The 17,287-nt window shown below is 67.7% G+C and carries 21 protein-coding genes; 11 read left to right on the top strand and 10 right to left on the bottom strand.

What is annotated here, in order from left to right; translation table 11 throughout:
- Positions 1-200: 200 nt before the first annotated feature.
- Entirely contained in the window at positions 201-1,679 is a 1,479-nt protein-coding gene (cysS, locus tag C2R22_RS07180) for a cysteine--tRNA ligase (protein ID WP_103425153.1), read from the top strand.
- A gap of 67 nt (positions 1,680-1,746) precedes the next feature.
- Here the strand turns inward: cysS and C2R22_RS07175 are convergent, their stop codons facing one another.
- From C2R22_RS07175 to C2R22_RS07165, 3 genes are all read right to left on the bottom strand, one after another.
- On the bottom strand, positions 1,747-2,058 hold the full coding sequence (locus tag C2R22_RS07175) for a hypothetical protein (RefSeq protein WP_103425152.1): 312 nt from the start codon (positions 2,056-2,058) through the stop codon (positions 1,747-1,749).
- 100 nt (positions 2,059-2,158) lie between these two features.
- Complete coding sequence (locus tag C2R22_RS07170; protein ID WP_103425151.1) at positions 2,159-2,434, bottom strand: ArsR/SmtB family transcription factor; 276 nt, start codon at positions 2,432-2,434, stop codon at positions 2,159-2,161.
- Between the two features lie 84 nt (positions 2,435-2,518).
- Positions 2,519-2,800, bottom strand: a complete 282-nt coding sequence (locus tag C2R22_RS07165; RefSeq protein WP_103425150.1) for a DUF357 domain-containing protein — start codon at positions 2,798-2,800, stop codon at positions 2,519-2,521.
- 207 nt (positions 2,801-3,007) lie between these two features.
- Here C2R22_RS07165 and C2R22_RS07160 point away from each other — a divergent pair, with 207 nt between their 5' ends.
- Both C2R22_RS07160 and C2R22_RS07155 read left to right on the top strand, forming a co-directional pair.
- On the top strand, positions 3,008-4,087 hold the full coding sequence (locus C2R22_RS07160) for an NAD(P)/FAD-dependent oxidoreductase (protein WP_103425149.1): 1,080 nt from the start codon (positions 3,008-3,010) through the stop codon (positions 4,085-4,087).
- A 624-nt stretch (positions 4,088-4,711) separates the two neighbouring features.
- Positions 4,712-4,996: a DUF7545 family protein gene (locus C2R22_RS07155; protein WP_103425148.1), complete on the top strand. Its 285-nt coding sequence runs from the start codon at positions 4,712-4,714 to the stop codon at positions 4,994-4,996.
- A 236-nt stretch (positions 4,997-5,232) separates the two neighbouring features.
- Here C2R22_RS07155 and C2R22_RS24955 read toward each other — a convergent pair whose 3' ends face one another.
- On the bottom strand, positions 5,233-5,391 hold the full coding sequence (locus tag C2R22_RS24955) for a hypothetical protein (protein WP_162562413.1): 159 nt from the start codon (positions 5,389-5,391) through the stop codon (positions 5,233-5,235).
- 161 nt (positions 5,392-5,552) lie between these two features.
- Between C2R22_RS24955 and C2R22_RS07150 the strand changes: the two genes are divergently transcribed.
- Entirely contained in the window at positions 5,553-6,542 is a 990-nt protein-coding gene (locus C2R22_RS07150) for a ring-cleaving dioxygenase (RefSeq protein WP_103425147.1), read from the top strand.
- Between the two features lie 31 nt (positions 6,543-6,573).
- On the opposite strand, the gene C2R22_RS07145 is transcribed toward C2R22_RS07150, so the two are convergent.
- Together C2R22_RS07145 and C2R22_RS07140 are read right to left on the bottom strand one after the other, a co-directional pair.
- Positions 6,574-7,416, bottom strand: coding sequence for a ZIP family metal transporter (locus C2R22_RS07145; RefSeq protein ID WP_103425146.1), 843 nt, complete (start codon positions 7,414-7,416; stop codon positions 6,574-6,576).
- 95 nt (positions 7,417-7,511) lie between these two features.
- The gene (locus C2R22_RS07140; protein WP_103425145.1) at positions 7,512-8,672 is read right to left on the bottom strand and encodes a tubulin/FtsZ family protein; all 1,161 of its coding nucleotides are present in this window, start codon (positions 8,670-8,672) and stop codon (positions 7,512-7,514) included.
- Positions 8,673-8,801: 129 nt separating this feature from the next.
- Between C2R22_RS07140 and C2R22_RS07135 the strand changes: the two genes are divergently transcribed.
- Complete coding sequence (locus C2R22_RS07135) at positions 8,802-9,083, top strand: hypothetical protein (RefSeq protein ID WP_103425144.1); 282 nt, start codon at positions 8,802-8,804, stop codon at positions 9,081-9,083.
- On the opposite strand, the gene C2R22_RS07130 is transcribed toward C2R22_RS07135, so the two are convergent.
- Both C2R22_RS07130 and btuC read right to left on the bottom strand, forming a co-directional pair.
- On the bottom strand, positions 9,047-10,393 hold the full coding sequence (locus C2R22_RS07130) for a heme ABC transporter ATP-binding protein (RefSeq protein WP_103425143.1): 1,347 nt from the start codon (positions 10,391-10,393) through the stop codon (positions 9,047-9,049). The two genes, C2R22_RS07135 and C2R22_RS07130, sit on opposite strands and share 37 nt — an antisense overlap.
- Positions 10,390-11,409, bottom strand: coding sequence for a vitamin B12 ABC transporter permease BtuC (gene btuC / locus C2R22_RS07125; RefSeq protein WP_103427602.1), 1,020 nt, complete (start codon positions 11,407-11,409; stop codon positions 10,390-10,392). The genes C2R22_RS07130 and btuC overlap by 4 nt, the downstream gene beginning before the upstream one ends.
- Positions 11,410-11,555: 146 nt before the next feature.
- On the opposite strand from btuC, the gene srp19 reads away from it, so the two are divergent.
- Genes srp19 through C2R22_RS07110 form a run of 3 tightly spaced genes read left to right on the top strand, consistent with a single transcriptional unit; the run spans position 11,556 to position 13,162 of the window.
- The gene (srp19, locus tag C2R22_RS07120; RefSeq protein ID WP_103425142.1) at positions 11,556-11,834 is read left to right on the top strand and encodes a signal recognition particle subunit SRP19; all 279 of its coding nucleotides are present in this window, start codon (positions 11,556-11,558) and stop codon (positions 11,832-11,834) included.
- Positions 11,835-11,853: 19 nt separating this feature from the next.
- Positions 11,854-12,078: an H/ACA ribonucleoprotein complex subunit GAR1 gene (locus C2R22_RS07115; protein WP_103425141.1), complete on the top strand. Its 225-nt coding sequence runs from the start codon at positions 11,854-11,856 to the stop codon at positions 12,076-12,078.
- A 55-nt stretch (positions 12,079-12,133) separates the two neighbouring features.
- Entirely contained in the window at positions 12,134-13,162 is a 1,029-nt protein-coding gene (locus C2R22_RS07110) for a presenilin family intramembrane aspartyl protease PSH (protein ID WP_103425140.1), read from the top strand.
- Between the two features lie 160 nt (positions 13,163-13,322).
- On the opposite strand, the gene C2R22_RS07105 is transcribed toward C2R22_RS07110, so the two are convergent.
- Positions 13,323-13,805, bottom strand: a complete 483-nt coding sequence (locus tag C2R22_RS07105; RefSeq protein ID WP_103425139.1) for a PUA domain-containing protein — start codon at positions 13,803-13,805, stop codon at positions 13,323-13,325.
- Between the two features lie 118 nt (positions 13,806-13,923).
- Here C2R22_RS07105 and C2R22_RS25580 point away from each other — a divergent pair, with 118 nt between their 5' ends.
- Positions 13,924-14,094: a hypothetical protein gene (locus C2R22_RS25580; protein WP_173862783.1), complete on the top strand. Its 171-nt coding sequence runs from the start codon at positions 13,924-13,926 to the stop codon at positions 14,092-14,094.
- 94 nt (positions 14,095-14,188) lie between these two features.
- Here the strand turns inward: C2R22_RS25580 and C2R22_RS07100 are convergent, their stop codons facing one another.
- Positions 14,189-14,686: a LabA-like NYN domain-containing protein gene (locus C2R22_RS07100; RefSeq protein ID WP_103425138.1), complete on the bottom strand. Its 498-nt coding sequence runs from the start codon at positions 14,684-14,686 to the stop codon at positions 14,189-14,191.
- Between the two features lie 844 nt (positions 14,687-15,530).
- On the opposite strand from C2R22_RS07100, the gene dapA reads away from it, so the two are divergent.
- Positions 15,531-16,445 (top strand): 4-hydroxy-tetrahydrodipicolinate synthase, encoded by a 915-nt coding sequence (gene dapA / locus C2R22_RS07095; protein ID WP_103425137.1) that lies wholly within the window; start codon positions 15,531-15,533, stop codon positions 16,443-16,445.
- Positions 16,442-17,281, top strand: coding sequence for a 4-hydroxy-tetrahydrodipicolinate reductase (dapB, locus tag C2R22_RS07090; RefSeq protein ID WP_103425136.1), 840 nt, complete (start codon positions 16,442-16,444; stop codon positions 17,279-17,281). The genes dapA and dapB overlap by 4 nt, the downstream gene beginning before the upstream one ends.
- Positions 17,282-17,287: the final 6 nt, after the last annotated feature.

Genomic DNA, 17,287 nt, shown 5'->3' with positions numbered 1-17,287 from the left:
ACCGAACGAACGGCTCGGAGCAACGAGGTCGCTCCGGCGGGTGAGGGTGCGGTCCGCCGCGCCCGTGTGTCGCGCGGCCCGTCTGCTCCTCGCTGACTCGACAACATCCCCTCCGACACGCTTCGATACGCGGCTCACCCGACTGAACGGCCACACGCGTTCCGACGAGTTCAAAAAAGCCGCGCGTCAATCCCCGTCCGATGTCCGACCTCTCCGTGACCAACACCCTCACAGGGGCACAGGAACCGTTCGAACCAGTCGGCGACGAGGTCCTCCTGTACGTCTGTGGGCTGACGGTCTCGGACGACGCCCACCTCGGCCACGCCCGCGTGTGGACCCACGCGGACGTCATCCACCGCTGGCTGGAACACGAGGGCTACTCGGTCGAGCACGTCGAGAACTTCACCGACGTCAACGAGAAAATCGTCGCCAGAGTGGGCGAGGACGACCTCGGCGACTCCGAATCGGAGGTGGCGCGGGGCTTCACCGCCGGGGTCATCGACGACATGCGCGGGCTCAACCTCCGACGGGCGGCGGTGTACCCCCGCGTCTCCGAGCACGTCCCCGAGATCATCGACCTCGTCGAGACGCTCGTCGAGAAGGGGTACGCCTACGAGGCGAACGGTTCGGTGTACTTCGACGTCACCACCTTCGACGACTACGGGAAACTCTCGAACCAGCGGGTCGACGAGTTGGAAGCGCAGGGCGTCGAAGAGGAGGGAGAAAAGCGACACCCGGCCGACTTCGCGCTCTGGAAGGCCGGCGGCGTCACGCCCGACGAGGTGGCCGAACACCGCGACGAGGACCTCCCGCCCCTCGAAGGCGAGCAGGGACAGACCTGGGAGTCGCCGTGGGGCCAAGGGCGGCCCGGGTGGCACATCGAGTGCTCGGCGATGTCGATGACGCACCTCGATTCGACCATCGACATCCACATCGGCGGGCACGACCTCGTCTTCCCGCACCACGAGAACGAAATCGCCCAGTCCGAAGCCGCCACGGGAGAACAGTTCGCGAAGTACTGGCTCCACACCGGCTTGCTGGAAACGGAGGGCGAGAAGATGTCGTCGTCGCTCGGCAACTACTTTTACGTGAGCGACGCGCTCGACCGCTGGGGTGTGAACGTCCTCCGAACGTTCTATCTCGGCACGCAGTACGGGACGAAACAGACGTTCTCGGAGGCCGCCATGCGCGAGGCCGAGGAGCGCTGGGAGCGTCTCGAACGTACCTACGAGGACGCCGTCGCCGCCTGCGATAGCGTCGACGCGCGGACGAAGGTCGAGGACAGCGCGCTCCGGGAGGCGGTCGAGGACACGCACGAAGAGTTCCGCGCGGCGATGAACGACGATTTCAACGTCCGCGAGGCGATGGCGGCGCTGCTCGAACTCACCCGCGTCGTGAACAACCACCTCTCGGGTGACGAGTACGACTACCGGGGGCTGAAAGCCGCCGTCGAGACGCTCGAAGCACTGGGCGGGGACGTGTTCGGCCTGCGACTCGGAGCGAGCGAAGCGAGCGACGTCGGGGTCGCCGAGGACCTCGTCGAACTCGTGTTGGAGGTGCGCGAGGAGGAGCGGGAGGCGGGCAACTACGACCGCGCGGACGCCCTCCGCGACGAACTCGAAGCGCTCGGTGTCGAGGTCGGAGACTCCCCCGAGGGTCCGACCTACCGATTGCCGTAAGCGTTCGAACGGAGGACGTGTGGAGCGGGTCGCGTCGACCTGGACCCGGACTCGGCCCCGCTCTCGCTCAGTCCATCGTGATCCACACGAGGAAGCCGATGCCGACCGTCTCGAGGACGTGCAGGAACATCATGCCGCGCCAGGCGATGTCGGGGACGTTGTTGGGGTTGGAGAACCACACCGAGAGCTGCGGGTCGATCATGAAGATGTAGAGGCCGGAGAGGTTCTCCAGGAGGAGGAAGACGGCGAACACCATGAGTCCCAGCGCGTGCTTCGAGCGGAAGTCGAGGTAGTTCCGCCCCCAGACGAACAGGAGGACGGCGAGCAGCAGGACGTTGATGCCTGCCGCCACTCGCACCACGTCGAACCAGAGACTCATCTGACTCCTCCTAGCAATCGGGAAGGGAAATACACTTTCCCAAATCTCTCCATAGTCGGGGGACGACTCGACGCGGACGGACGCACGGTTGCGCTCACGGTTACGTCACCTGCTCCATAATCTGCTCGATTGTCTCCCAGTGGTGGCGGGCACGGTCGGAAGGGAGATACACCGCCCCGTAGCCGTCGCCGCTCTTCTGGACGACGTCGTTTTCGGTGAGGACGTCGAGGTGATGCCGCACCGTCTTGTAGTCCAGGTCGAGTGCCTCGGCCAACTGGTTGGCGTTCCGCGGTCGCTCATCGACCGTCTTGAGGATACGGAGGCGGTTCTTCCCACCTCGCGTCCCGGTGAACACGTACCAGAGGACCGCCTCCATCACCCCTCCCGACACACCCCCGATACGTAAGGTCATCGACAGAGGACGGTCAGGACCGAGCGCCGACAGAGGGGGTGTCGACCCTCACACCGTGAACAGGTGTGAGTCGTCGGGGACCGCGAACAGTCCCATGCGGACGCCCGCGTCGAGCCAGCCGTAGCCGTACGAGAACGAGGAGAGGGCGTTCACGAGGTCACCGTTCTCGCGGAAGTGACGGCCGTCTTCGAGATACGAGCGGGCCATCTCCTCACACTCCGTGGCGGCCGCGCCGAGCGGCGTCTCGGCCGGAACGGTCACTGTCGCCTCCGAGAGCGCGTCGGCGAGCATCCGCTCGTACCGGTCGGTTTTCTCCTGTATGTCGGCCATGTGCGACACATCTCGTGTGGGTCAAAGAGCGCTTCGGCGCGCGGGAAGCGCGTCGGCGCGGCGGAGCGAGGGCAGGAGCGGGGACACCAGCGAAGACGGGAACGGGGACGCCACACCATCCACGTCCGGTGGTATCACGAGGCGGGCGGACACAACTCGCCGCACGACAGCACAAGCGTAATAGCCCGTCACGAGTAACCTGAAGTCATGACAGAGACGTCGCAGGACACCGACGTGGTCGAGCACCGTCGGCTCGTCATCGCCGGCTCCGGTATCGCCGGGCTCACCGCGGCCATCTACGCCGCACGGTCGAACAACGACCCGCTCGTCTTCGAGGGCGACGAGCCGGGAGGACAGTTGACGCTCACGACCGAGGTGGACAACTACCCCGGGTTCGCCGAGGGCATCTCCGGCCCCGAACTGGTGACCAACATGAAAGAGCAGGCGAAGCGCTTCGGCGCCGAGGTGAAACACGGCATCATCACCTCGGTGGACGACTCGGACCGCCCCTTCAGAATCGAACTGAAGAACGGCGACGTCTACACCGCGGACGCGTTCATCGCCGCCTCGGGCGCGTCGGCACGGACTCTCGGCATCCCGGGCGAAGACGACCTGATGGGGTACGGACTCTCGACGTGTGCGACCTGTGACGGGGCGTTCTTCCGCGACGAGAAGATCATGGTCGTCGGCGGCGGCGACGCCGCGATGGAGGAGGCGAACTTCCTCACCAAGTTCGCCTCGAAGGTGTACCTCGTCCACCGCCGCGAGGAGTTCCGCGCCGAGGACTACTGGATCGACCGGACGATGGAGAAGGTCGACGAGGGGAAAATCGAGATTATGCGCAACACCGAGGTGACCGAACTCCACGGCACCCCCGAGGAGGGCGTCGACCACGTCACGCTCGTGCGCCACCCCGAGGGCCACCCGACGGAGAAACTCGCAGACCCCGAGTTCGCGGGGGAGGTCGAGGAGTTCGACTTCGACGTCGGCGCGGTCTTTTACGCCATCGGACACACGCCGAACACGGCGTACCTCGAAGGCACGGGCGTTCGGATGGACGACGAGGGGTACATCCGGACCGAGGGCGGTTCCGGCGGCGGTCAGACCGCGACGGACGTCGAGGGACTGTTCGGCGCCGGCGACGTCGTCGACTACCACTACCAGCAGGCGGTCACGGCCGGTGGGATGGGTAGCAAGGCCGCCATCGACGCCGACGACTACCTCGAAGAACTCGAACGGAAGACGGCGAAGCAAGCCGAACCCGCCGCGGCCGAGTCCGACGACTGAGCGCGGTTCACCAGCGGGCTACATCTCCAATCTCCCGACTCGGGTGTCGGGTCGTTCGACGGTGTGTTTTTCGAATATCAGTTTCTGCCGCTCGCCGAACCGAGAAGAAGGTGCCGACCGAGCGACGGCGGACAGCAAGCGAGCAGTTGCCGGGCATAACGAGGCCACGGCCCTCCCCGACCGACTCGGACACGAGCGGAGTGAGTGTCCGCATCCCTCGCGCGAGTGTCCGCGGCCGAACGAGAACCGCAGGCCTCGCTGCTTCCCGCTCACGTCCGTCGCCGGTGCGTAGCACCGGCTTCCAGCGGAACCGCCGGTTCCGCGCGGTTCGCGGGAACGACACGGAGGCCGCGCTGACCGCGCGCCACCGCCTCACCCTGTTGCAGTCGGTGCGGGGGAAGACAGCAGCGTACGACCGAGAGGAGTCCGGATCGGAGGTCACCGCCGTGCCCACGTGCCGTCGGTCGTGGTCACGTTCACCGAAGCGACAGCGACGCCGGGTTCACAGCCGTCGGTTCGTGGAGCGTCGGTCTCTCGGCCCCGCTCCAGCGAGGCGCGGTGTCGTGTCGGTCCGCGAACGTCCGAATCCCACAGACCCATTAGGCGTGACCCCCCAGAGGGGGTATGGTCGAAACCGAGACGTACACCATCGAAGGGCCCGGCGGCGACGTCGAAGAGGTCGAACTGCCGAGCGGCCTCGTCGACGTCTTCGCCGAGCAGGGCGAGGAACCGACCGACGTCGTCGGCGACATCGTCGTCCAGGCGTTCGCACAGCAGGCACACGTCGTCGTCCACCACGCCGAGGGGGAGGTCCCCGGCGATCTCGAAGCACTGAACGACGAGATGGAGCGCATCTTCGAGGAGCGCTTCGGCGTCTCGCTCGCCGACGCGATGGGCCACTCGCACTGAACCACCGTTTCGTGTAGTGCGACACGCGGCTTCGCCGCGGTCGTACCCGAGAAAGCTGGACCAAACAGTGCGGTGGACACGCGGTTTCATCGCGCTCTCAGCCAAAAAAACAAGACGGAAAACCGCGGTAGACGCGCGGCTTCGCGGCGTTTTGACGGGGGGTTCGATCGACGAGGAGCGTGCACTGACCGCCGCGGTCCACGCGCGTCGGGAGTGAACCCCCCGTCAGTCCCGCCTCACTCCTCGTCGCCGCCGTCGGTCAGGAGGTCGACGTCCGTCGCCGGTTCCTCGTCGAGGAACGTCGGCTGCTCCGCCTCTTCGCGCTCCCCCTCGTCCACTTCTTCGGCCTCGGCGGTCCGTTCGTCCCACGGTCGCGGGTCGAAATGGTGGCACATGGTACACTAGCACACACGGACTCGACGCACGACAACCTTTCGGCAGGACGACGTCACCGGCGACCGGGCGTGTCTCCCGCGACGTCACCGATATCCCCGTCGTGACCCGGTAACACTCGCGTCAGCGTGAACTCAAGTCCCTCCGGCCCCTACTCCGAGACATGGCCGAACCCACGCCGACACCCGGCATTCACCACGTCACGTGTATCGCGGGCGACCCCCAGCGCAACCTCGACTTCTGGGTCGAGACGCTGGGGCTCCGACTCGTCAAGCGCTCTATCAACCAGGACGACCCGGGCACGTACCACTTCTTCTTCGCCGACGCGGAGGGGACGCCCGGGACGAGCATGACGTTCTTCCCGTGGGAGGACCTGCCCCGAGGAAAGGTCGGCTCCGGACAGGTCTCCCGGACCGCCTTCCGGGTCCCGGAGGGAAGCCTCGACTACTGGGAGGAGCGGTTCGACGAGTACGGCGTCGAGTACCAGGAACGAATCGAACGGTTCGGCGAGACCGTTCTGCCCCTCTCGGACCCCGACGGCCTCCCGGTCGAACTGGTCGAAGTCGAGGTCCCTGACGACGACCCAACCGTCCCGTGGACCGAGTTCGTCCCCGAATCCGTCGCCATCCGCGGCTTCCACTCGGTGACGCTGTGGGAGGCCGACCCCGAGCCCACGAAGGACCTGCTGCGGACGATGGGCTTCGAGGAAGTCGGGACGGAGGAGGCACAGGGCGACACCCCCGGCGACGAGAGGACGCGCTTCGCCGCCAACGGTCCCGTTGGAAAGTACGTCGACGTCCTCCCTACCATCGAGGGCGGCCGGCAGGGTCACGGCACGGTCCACCACGTCGCCTTCCAGACGCCGACCGACGAGGACCAGGAGTCGATGCGCGCTGCGGTCAGAGCGAAGGGACTGAACCCCACGAACCAGATCAACCGCCACTGGTTCCGCTCGGTGTACTTCCGCGAGTTCGGCGGCGTGCTCTTCGAACTCGCCACGAACGGCCCGGGCTACGACAGCGACGAACCGCTCGACGAACTCGGCGAACGCCTCGTCCTCCCCGGACAGTTCGAGTCCCGACGCGAACAGATCGAGGCCAACCTCGCCGACGTGACGGTTCCACGGGCAGAGACGGTCGAAGCCGACGACTGACGCCGGGTCGGTCCGTCTCCCACGAAGCGAGTCAGACGAACGCCAGCGGCACCATCACCGCGAAGCCGGCGACGAGACCGGCGAGGAGTTCGCGCCTTCCCCCGCCGGGCAGTCCGCGGCCGAGTTCGAGCGCCTCGGGGATGAACTCGGTGAGGACGAGGTAGATCATCGCCCCCGCGGCGAAGCCGAAGCCGAACGGGAGGAACTCGCGGGCGATGCGGACGAAGTAGAAGGCGATGACCGCGCCCACGGGCTGGGGAAGCGACGAGAAGACGGCCCACCAGACCATCCGGAGTTCGGAGACGCCCATCGCCCGCAGCGGGATGGAGATGGCGAGGCCCTCGGGGACGTTGTGGATGGAGATGGCGACCGTCATGAAGATTCCCAACACCGGAACGACGAACCCGAACAGGGTCGGACCCGAGAAGCCGAGGTCCGCGAACGCGACGCCGACGGCGACGCCCTCGGGGAAGGAGTGGACGGTGAGGATGCCGAGGATGAGCAGTAGTTTCTTGAAGTCCGCCTCTTCGTATCGTTTCGGTGATACTTCGTAGTCGTCGATCACCCGGTGGGCGACGACGACGAGGACGATACCCGTCAGGAGACCCACCGCGAGGAGGCCGACGAGGCGGGGCGGGACCCGCCCGACGGAGAGCCCGTCGAGCGAGAGCGTCACGGCCGGCCCGAACGCTTCGAGGACGAGCCCGAACACCGACGCCGAGAGCATGATGCCGGAGGCGACGCCCCACAGCGCCACGTTCCAGCGGTCACCGACGTCGTCGACGAAGAAGAACGGGAACGCGCCCACGCCCGTCGCGAGCGCGGTGACGAGCCCCGCGAGGAAGACGAACGTGAGGTTCGCGAGTTCGACCATCGGAGGGGGCTACTCCCAGGGCGTCGATAAGTATTATCATTTCCCCGATAGGTTTTGGGGGGCCTAAACCACGGCCGGCGTTCGAGTCGAAACGGTCAGAACAACGCGTCGAGTTCGTCGTCGGTGTCGAGGAGGGAGGCGAGGTTGTCGGCGCTCGTCGCGTCGCGTTCCTGTCCCTCGCGCTGGGCCTCGATAGCGACGGCCTGCAGTTCCTTGATTCGCGGGACCGACGTCACGCCCGAGAGGAGGACGACGACGGCGACGAAGTCGGAGTCGACCGGGGCGTCGCCGCCGCGGATCTCCATCGTCCCGGTCTCCTCTTCGAGCCACGTCCTCCCGCGCTCGATGCCGCGGCGCGAGAGCGTCTCGGGGGGCCCGCTGACGACCACCAGCGCGCGTTCGGTTCCCGAGACGTCACAGGGGAGGGTGAGTCGGCCGAGCGTCGCTCTCCGAATCAGACTCGACACGCGGTTCATCGCACCGCCGTCGTCGACGTCGGACGACGAAGAGCGGAACCGAGAGAGGAAACCGCCGCCTCTACGCTCCAGTCGTGCGGACGCGTAGCCAACGGTGGAGACGCCGCCGCTGGCGAGCGTGTTGATGATCTCCGAGGAGTCGACGACGCTCTCTGCGACCTGTCCGTCGGTCACCTCGCCGGCGGAGAAGAGAACCCCGAGCCGTCGGGCGAGTTCCTCGTTGAGACTGGCGTAGCCCTGCTTGACCGACTCGCCCGTGTGTCGCCAGGCGTCGTTGTCGAAGACGATGAGGTTGTCCACCTCTCGGACGAAGGTCTGGAACGACCGTGCGGCGTTGAGGGTGTAGATTCCCCCCTCGTCGCGGCCGGGGAGGATGCCGATGCCGTAGACCGGTTCGGTGTAGAGCCGCTTCAGTTCGTGGGCGAGGACGGGCGCGCCACCGGAGCCGGTTCCGCCGCCGAGGCCGGCGACGACGAGGAACGCGTCGACCTCTGTCGAGGAGACGTCGTCGAGGGCGGCCAGCACCTCGTCGACGTCCTCGGCCATCACCTCGGCACCGAGTTCGTTGTCGGCGCCGACGCCGTGGCCCTTGACCCGCGCCTGGCCGACGAGGACGCGCTTGTCCGGTGGGATCAGTTCGAGCCCGGCGAGGTCAGCCCGGGCGGTGTTCACGGCGAGGGCCGCGGTGACGAAGCTCGACCGGGCCGAGCGGTCGTATCGGAGGAGGGCATCGACCACTTTGCCGCCGGCCTGGCCGATTCCGATGAGTGCGAGTTTCATGAAATATGTCGTACGGATTACGGTTCGCACCGTAATGAACGCAGCGGTGCCACCGAACACGGCACCGTTACTGAACGCAGCGGTACCGAGAACGGGGTCGTTTAGCCCCTCCGCGCCGAACAGTACGCCGTGACCGACTCGTTTCCGCGGCCACGGCCCGGACCCTCCCGCGACCGCCTCGTCGTCCGCCTCGGCTGTACGGCGGTCGCGGCGCTCCTGTCGGTGGTCGTCTTCCGCGACGTCGTGACCGACGCGCTCCCGCTCCTGTGGCCGCCGACCACGCCGTTCTCGCGGTGGTTCGGGCTCGTGACGGTGCTCCTCGTCTCCTTTCTCGTCCTCCCCGGGGTCGTCGGGACGCTCGTCGGCGACCGCCTCTACGACTCGCTCGACGGTGACGGCGACGAGGAGTGAGGGAACGACGGGACGGAGTGGGTGTCACGCCCGTCGTGGTCGTCCGGTCGTTCGGCCACGTCGCGTGGCTCGCGCCCGTCGAGCGCCGCCCCCACCGCGCTGACTACGTCGCGTGCCCCGACGACAGTCGCCTCCCGTCTGAGCCGTTCGTACGCCGTCGTCCCCGCCTCGCCCGCGAAGTTGCGCTCGGGAAACGGACGCTCCTCGACGAGGACGACCCGGTCGGCCCCCATCGCAACTTCGAGGTTCGGGAGGTTCCCCTCGCCGACCTCGACGTCGGTGACGACGACGACGTCCGCGGCCGCGACCCGCTCCTCGACCGCCTCGCGCGCGGCCTCGTCGACGCTCGAATAGGGAGGGACGGTGACGAGGTCGACGCCGAGGTGACGGGCCGTCTCAGCGTCGGTGTCACCCTCGTTGAGTGCGCCGGCCGTCACGGTGTAGCCGGCCGCCGAGAGCAGGTAGAGGACGCGCGCGGCGCTGCCGCCGCCCCCGACGACGTGAACTCGTCCGGCCGCCTCTCCGCCGGGACCGACGCCCACGTCGGGGAGCGCCGTCACGTACACCGAACCGGTCACCGGGTGTCTGGAGACGACGGCGTTGGTGTCGAACGCCTCGCGGAGGTGTGCCTCGGTCAGCACGGCCTCCGGGGGACCGGCGGCGAGCACCCGGCGGTTCGAGAGCAGCACCAGTCGGTCGCAGTAGTGCGCCGCGAGGTTGAGGTCGTGGATCGCCGCGAGCGCCGTCTTCCCCTCCTCGACGAGGTCGCGGACGAGTTCGAGCGTCCGGACCTGGTGGTTGATGTCGAGGCTCGCCGTCGGTTCGTCGAGTAGCATCACCGGAGTGGTCTGTGCGAGCGCCCGCGCGATGAGGACGCGCTGGCGTTCGCCGCCGGAGATGTCCGTCACCGGCCGGTCCGCGAGGTCCGCCACGGCGGTTCGCGCCAGCGCGCTGTCGACCGCCTCCGTGTCGTCCTCGGTCCAGGTGCCGAACCGCGACCGGTGCGGCGTCCGCCCCATCTCGACGGCCTCCCGGACGGTGAACTCGAAGGAGAGCTGCGTCGTCTGCGGCACCGTCGATACGAGCCTGCTCGCCGCCCGCGAAGAGAGCCGGTGGACGTTCTCGCCGTCGATTTCGACGAGTCCCTCTCGTGGGGAGAGCGCCCCGTTTATCGCCCGTAGGAGCGTCGTCTTGCCGGCGCCGTTCGGCCCGATGAGGCCGACGAAGTCGCCCGCCTCGACCGAGAGCGAGACGCCGTCGAGCACCCGCTCGTCCCCGAGGGCGACCACGAGGTCCTCGACGGTGATCACAGCCGGCGCACCTCCCGTGTGCGAAGCAGGTAGATGAAGAAGGGTGCGCCGACGGCCGCGGTGACGATACCCACGGGGAGTTCGGCGGAGCCCGAACGGGCGACGGTGTCGGTGAGGACGAGAAAGGCTGCGCCGCCGAACGCCGAGGCCGGCAGGAGGACGCGGTGATCCGGACCGACCACGAGCCGCATCATGTGGGGGACGACCAGACCGACGAAGCCGATGACGCCCGAGACAGCGACGGCCGCGGCCGTGACGAGGCTCGCCAGGGCGAGGAGGACGCGTTTCGTCCGCTCTACCTCGATGCCGAGCGAGTGGGCGTCCTCCTCTCCCAGGAGGAGGACGTTGAGGTCCTGCGCGTACACGAGCAGGACGAGGAACGTCGGCGGTAAGACGAGGAGCGTCGCCCGTACGTCACCCCAGGAAGCGTCGTGGAGGTGGCCCATGAGCCAGAACACCGCGCGGTTGAGGCTCTCGTCGGTCTGGAGGAGGAGAAACGAGATGATCGCGCCGAGGAACGTCTGGACCGCCACGCCCGCGAGCAGGAGGGTCGCGACGGGCGTCCGTCCGCCTTCGGTCGCGATGAGGTAGACGCCGAAGGCGGCGATGACCGCGCCGACGAACGCGGCGGCCTGCAGGCCGATTCCGAAGGGGAGCGCCGGGAGCGCGATGGAGGCGACGGCACCGACCGCTGCCCCCGAGGAGACGCCGACGATAGAGGGGTCGGCCATCGGATTCCTGAAAAACCCCTGCATGACCACGCCGGCGGTTGCGAGCGCGAACCCGACGACGGCGGCGAGCGCGATGCGCGGCATTCGGACCTGCTGGACGATGACTGTCGCCTGGTGCGGCACCTCGAAGGCGAGCCACGGGAGCGCGTCGAGGACGATCTGCGCGACGGTCATCGGGGCGATGCGGACGGGACCGATACCGGCGCTGAGAACCATCACGACGGCACAGACCGCCGCGAGGCTGGCTGACCAGCCTACTGCCCGGACACGCACGTCTCGCGCCATGTTCGTGAACACAACCGGAGTTGCAGTACATAAATACGTGTTGTACTACGGGACGGCCGACTCCGGAACCGAGAGACAGACGGCGACCGGTGCGATGGGACGCGCGGACCACAACCGTATTACGGCGGGGTCTCTCTCACTCCGGTATGGTCGAGAACGTCATCTGGCCCGCGTACTTCGACGCGGACCGCACCCGGTCGGAGGGACGGCGGGTCCCGCTGGACCAGGCGGTCACCGAACCGACCGTCGACGAACTCGCGAAGGCCGTCCAGCAGGTCGGCTACGACGCGGTCATCGAGCGGGACAAGACGTACGCCCGGGAGTACGAACAGCGCGGACGGGTCCTGGTGCAGGGAGCCGACGACGCCTCGAAGAACGACCTCGTTCAGGCCGTCGCCGCCTACGTCAACATCCTCCGCGACTGATGGTGAGCAGGAGAAACGGATGAAGCGCGTCGGAACCGTCTCACGAACCGCCCAGGGAGTCGCTATCGTTCGTCTCGACGACGACCCGCCGGAAATCGGCACCGTCGTCGTCGACGACTCGCTGTCGAAGGTCGGTCGTATCGTCGACGTCTTCGGTCCGGTCGACCGCCCGTACGTCGCGGTCTCGCCCACGGAAGGAACGTCGCCGGCGTCGCTCGTGGGATCGAAACTGTACGCGCGGTAGCGGTATCGAGTCGGGAACGAAAAGGCCCAAGCCCTCCCCGTCGAAACGTCGGAGCATGAAGCCACGCGTCTACGGCGGCGTCGCGTTCGCTGCCCTCCTCTTTCTCCTCGTCCAGTTGGGAGCGCTGGCGCTCGTTCCTACCTTCTACGCCGAGGGGTATCAGCAGGTCGAAGACCCCACCGATCCGACGAACAGCCTCCTGTACATCGGCGCCATCCTCGTCGCCACGGCGCTGATGCTCGCCGCGTTCAAGTACGACTTCGACTGGGCCGTGCGGGGCGTGGTCGTCCTCACGTCCGGCCTCCTCTCGTGGTACGTCTTCGGCGCCGTCCTCACCGGTGTGCTCCCCGTCGTCCTCGCGGCCGCGGTAGCTCTCGCGCTCCTCGCGTACCCCGAGTGGTACGTCATCGACGCCGCGGGCGTTCTGATGGGCGCGGGTGCGGCCGCGCTCTTCGGCATCAGCTTCGGCGTCCTCCCCGCCGTGGTGCTCCTCCTCGTCCTCGCCGTCTACGACGCCATCTCCGTCTACGGCACGGAACACATGCTTGATCTCGCCGAGGGCGTGATGGACCTCCGCATCCCCGTGGTGCTCGTGGTCCCGACCACGCTGTCGTACTCGCTCCTCGACACCGATTTCGCGGGCGCGAACGACGTACACGAGGGAGACGAGGGCGAAGTGACTGCGGACGGGGGAGACGTAGCCGACGCCGAGGGGACGTCAGAAGTCACGGAGGAGAGTACGAACGACCGTGGAGACGAGACCGGAGAGGAGTCGGTCCGGGACGCCTTCTTCATCGGTCTGGGCGACGCCGTCATGCCGACGGTGATGGTCGCCAGCGCGGCGTTCTTCTCGCCGGCCGCCTCGCTCGGTGTGTCGGCACTCCCGTCGCTGAACGTCCCCGCGTTGACGGCGATGGTCGGGACGTTCATCGGCTTCTTCGTCCTCATGTGGGCGGTGATGAAGGGCCGGGCACACGCGGGGCTCCCGCTCCTCAACGGCGGCGCTGTCGGCGGCTACCTGCTCGGCTCGCTCGTCGCGGGCGTCCCGCTCGTGGAGGCGCTCGGGCTCGCCCCGTATCTGTAAGAGTCGGCGTGGCGAACAGACGGCACGCTCGGCGAAAGAACGGGACGGCGTGCCGTACACCCGCTGACGCCCCGTCGCTGTGGTTACAGCGTCACGGACGCGGATGGCCGCGGCCTGGGATAAAAACTCTCGGACGGTCGAACCTCGGAGGCCGCCCCCGTCAGGCCGGGCCAGCGTGACCCGACCGGACCTTTACCGCCATACCCGTCCCGAAGTCCGCCATCGCGTCGGCGGAGAGTTCGGCACGGCCGACAGCGAGCAGCGCGTCCGACTCGTCCACGACGACGACCTCGTCGCCGGGTCGAATCCTCGGGTCGACGTCGCGGACGAACTTCGCGAAGGCGTTCTTGCCGTCGCGGACGAACGGTTCGGACTCCTCGCCGACGACCACGCGGTACGCGGGTGGGTCGAGCGCAGCGAGCAGCCGTCGCCCACCCTCGACGCCGAGGGTGAATCGTCCGTCGACGGCGTAGGTGACCACCCGTCCGGCGTCGGCGTGGACCTGGCTGGGCCGTCCGCTCGACGTCCGGTCGATGCGGAGCGCCTCCGCCTCGGGAAAGAGCGCGGCACCCGCACCGCGGCCGAACTGGTAGTCGGCGACCGTCCGGAGTTGGCGGCGGTCGCGCTCGTCCGCGTCTGTCATGTCCCCGTCTCGCCGGGGTGCGGACAAAACCCTTCGGCTTCGGTTCGCTCGTCTGTCCCGTGCTGGCACGCCTGGTCGAGACAGAAACCCATATATGACGACTCACCCTTGGTCGGACGTGAACCTCAGACTCGCCCTCGCCGGCGTCTGTCTCCTGCTGGCGAGCAGCGGCCTCTTCGCCGCGAGCAGTGCTCCCCAAAGTCTCCCCGCTCTCCTCGCCACCGCCGCCGCCGTCGGTGCGACCGCTGCCGTCGCGCGGTTCGGCATCGGCCGCGACGCCACCCGGTAGTCGGACACCTCCGCTCCCACCCCGTTCGGTCCGTTCTTCTCGTCCCTGAGGTAGTCGTGCGCGTCGAGAGCGTCGAACGCACCGAGACGCGTCGTTACAGGAGGAAGGTGTCCTGCCGCTCCGAGAGGTCCAAGAACGCGTCGGTCGCCTCGACGAGTTCGTCGGCGGTCGACTCCTTGAACGCCATCACCTCGACGCGGACGCCCTCGTGGCGGAGGTGCGAACAGAGCCGCGAGAAGTCGCCGTCGCCGGTACAGAGAACCATGGTGTCGACGTGGGAGGCGAGCGTGACCGCGTCGAGGCTCATCCCGACGTCCCAGTCGGCCTTCTTCGACCCGTCGCCGAACGTCTTGATGTCCTTGATCTTCGTCTCGAAGCCGATGTCGACGAGCGCGTCGAAGAATCGCTCCTCGTCGGGCGAGTCCGCGCGGATGACGTAGGAGATGGCGCGAACCAGTTCCCGTCCGGAGACGGCCTTGTCGAGGAGGCTGGAGTAGTCGATGTTCCGCGAGTAGAGGCTGTGAGCGGAGTGATAGAGGTTCTGTGCGTCGACCAGCACCGCGACCCGCTGGTGTGGGTGAATCTCGGTCATTGCCCAACGACGCGGCCCCCACAGACTAACGGTTGTCGGTCCGAGTAGCACGTGAGGGGTCGGTGTATGCGGGTGGGTGCGGTTCTCCGAGAGGGCGAGCGGTCGGGGCAATCGGTGTCTCGGCCGATGGTGCGTGAGGTAGTGCCGTCGAGAAGGGTGGTGAATCGAGAAGACCGGGACGGTACACGAACGCGGTGGGCCGCGGCCTCACCCTCCCCAGCCGATTCGCTCCTTCCCTCCGGTCAGTCACTCATCCCTCGCGCGTGAGTCACGCGGCAAGCCCGCGTGACGTCACGCGCCACCGCCCCGACTCGTACTGTGGCGGCCGGTGCGTGAGCATGAACGACTGAAGGGGCGGAACGAACGCGCGAGGGTCACGGCCGGACTCCGTCCCGGCCGAATTGGTTGGTCTTCGTGAACGAGCAGAGTGAGTGAACGAACGGCTCGGAGCAACTCCGTTGCTCCGGTGGGCGAGGCTGCGGTCCATCGCGCCCGTGTACTGTGCGAATACTGTCCCCTCTCGCTTCCCTCGATGAGTACAGTCTCCGCCCATCGCGTCCGTCAGCACCCGGTCCCAATCTCGTCCACCCGATAGTTTCGTCAATCGTTCCCGCAAGCTATAACAGGGGGAACGCGCGTGTATGGTAGTGTGAACCGACCTGCGTCCGACGCGACTGGCCCCTCGGTAGTGCCGGGAGCCCCGCGTGGGTCGACGCCGCCGAAACCGAAAAAACGCGTTTTCTGACGCTCGTGGCGGGAGTGGCGACCCGTTTCGGGCGATTTTCGAGAGGTTAGCAGTGACAGGTTCGAGACCATCCGACACGACCACCACCAATCCACAACCATGACGATAGACGAATTCCGCGGCGTGTACCCGGCGATGTGCACGCCGTTCCACGAGGACGACAGCATCGACTTCGAGACCCTTCGCGCGGACGCCCGACGACTCGTCGACGCCGGCGTCGACGGCCTCGTCCCGGTCGGCTCCACGGGCGAGTCCGCGACACTCAGCCACGACGAACACATCGAGGTCGTCGAATGCGTCGTCGGAGAGGTCGGCGACGAGGTGCCGATTATCGCGGGCTCCGGTTCGAACAACACCCGCGAGGCGCTCGACCTCTCGCAGCGCTCCGCCGACGCGGGCGCGGACGGCCTGCTCCTCATCTCGCCGTACTACAACAAGCCCGAACCGGCCGGGTTCGTCGAGCACTACCGGACGATTGCGGACGCGGTCGACCTCCCGCAGATCGTCTACAACGTCCCCTCGCGGACGGGGCGGAACATCCTACCCGACACGGCCGTCGAACTCGCGTCCCACCCGAACATCCAGGGGTACAAGGCCGCCAGCGGCGACCTCAACCAGATCTCCGAGGTCGTCGAGCGCACGCGCGACGAGGACTTCCAGGTCCTCTCGGGCGACGACGGTCTCACCCTCCCCGTCATCTCGGTCGGCGGGACGGGCACCATCAGCGTCGCGGCCAACATCGAGCCCGCGCAGACGGTGGCGATGGTCCACGCCGCGCTCAACGGCGACTACGAGCGGGCGCGTGAACTCCACCACCGCCTCGCGCCGCTGTTCCGTCAGCTGTTCGTCGAGACCAACCCCATCCCGGTGAAGGAGGCGATGGGCATCCGCGGGTACAGCGAACCGCACCTCCGTCTGCCGCTGACGCGGCTCTCGGAGGAGCACGTGGCGGACCTCGAACGGGTCCTCGACGACCTCGAACAGGAGCGGGTCGCCGCGGAGGCCGACCAGTGAGCGAGGTCCCTCGAGTCGCGGTGACGGGCGCGACCGGTCGGATGGGGGGCGAACTGCTCGCGCTCGCGTCGGCCCGCGAGGACCTCGACCTCGTGCTCGCAGTGAGTCGCTCGGCGGGGGACGAGAACGAGGATACGGAGGAAATCGAGGGCGTCCCTATCGGCGACGCCGACGCGCTGGGACGGCTACTCGTCGAGAACGACGTCGACGTCCTCGTCGACTTCACCGCGCCGGGGTCCAGCGCCGAGTACGTCGCCGCCTGCGCCGACGCCGAGGTGGCCGCCGTCGTCGGTACGACGGGCTTCTCGGAGGACGAGGAGGCGACGCTCCACCGGGCCAGCGAGTCGGTCCCCGTCCTGAAGGCGTCGAACTTCTCGCGCGGCATCGCGGCCCTCCGCCGGGCGGTCCGCGAGGCCGTCGCGGCGCTCCCCGGCTTCGACGTCGAAGTCACCGAGACGCACCACAACGGCAAGCGCGACGCCCCGTCGGGGACGGCGAACACGATTCTGGACGACATCGACGAACTCCGTTCGTCGGTCCACCAGACGTCGTCGGGTGACATCGACGAGGGACGCGGCGACCACCCGCGCGTCCACGGCCGCGAGGGCGACCAGCCCCGCGAAGCGGGCGAAATCGGCGTTCACGCCCGCCGCGCCGGTGGCATCCCCGGCGAGCACGACGTGCTCCTGGGCGGGGACCACGAGTACCTCTCGCTGTCCCATACGGCGCTCGACCGGGGCGTGTTCGCCGACGGCGCGCTCGACGCGGCTGTCTGGCTCTCTGGGAGAGAGGCAGGATGGTACGACTTCGGTGCCGTAATCAACGATGAGGAGTGAGTGAGA

The organism is Salinigranum rubrum (assembly GCF_002906575.1).
Lineage (GTDB): Archaea > Halobacteriota > Halobacteria > Halobacteriales > Haloferacaceae > Salinigranum > Salinigranum rubrum.
The sequence above is the reverse complement of the archived record's forward strand: the minus strand, read 5'-3'. Positions and strand labels throughout refer to the sequence as shown.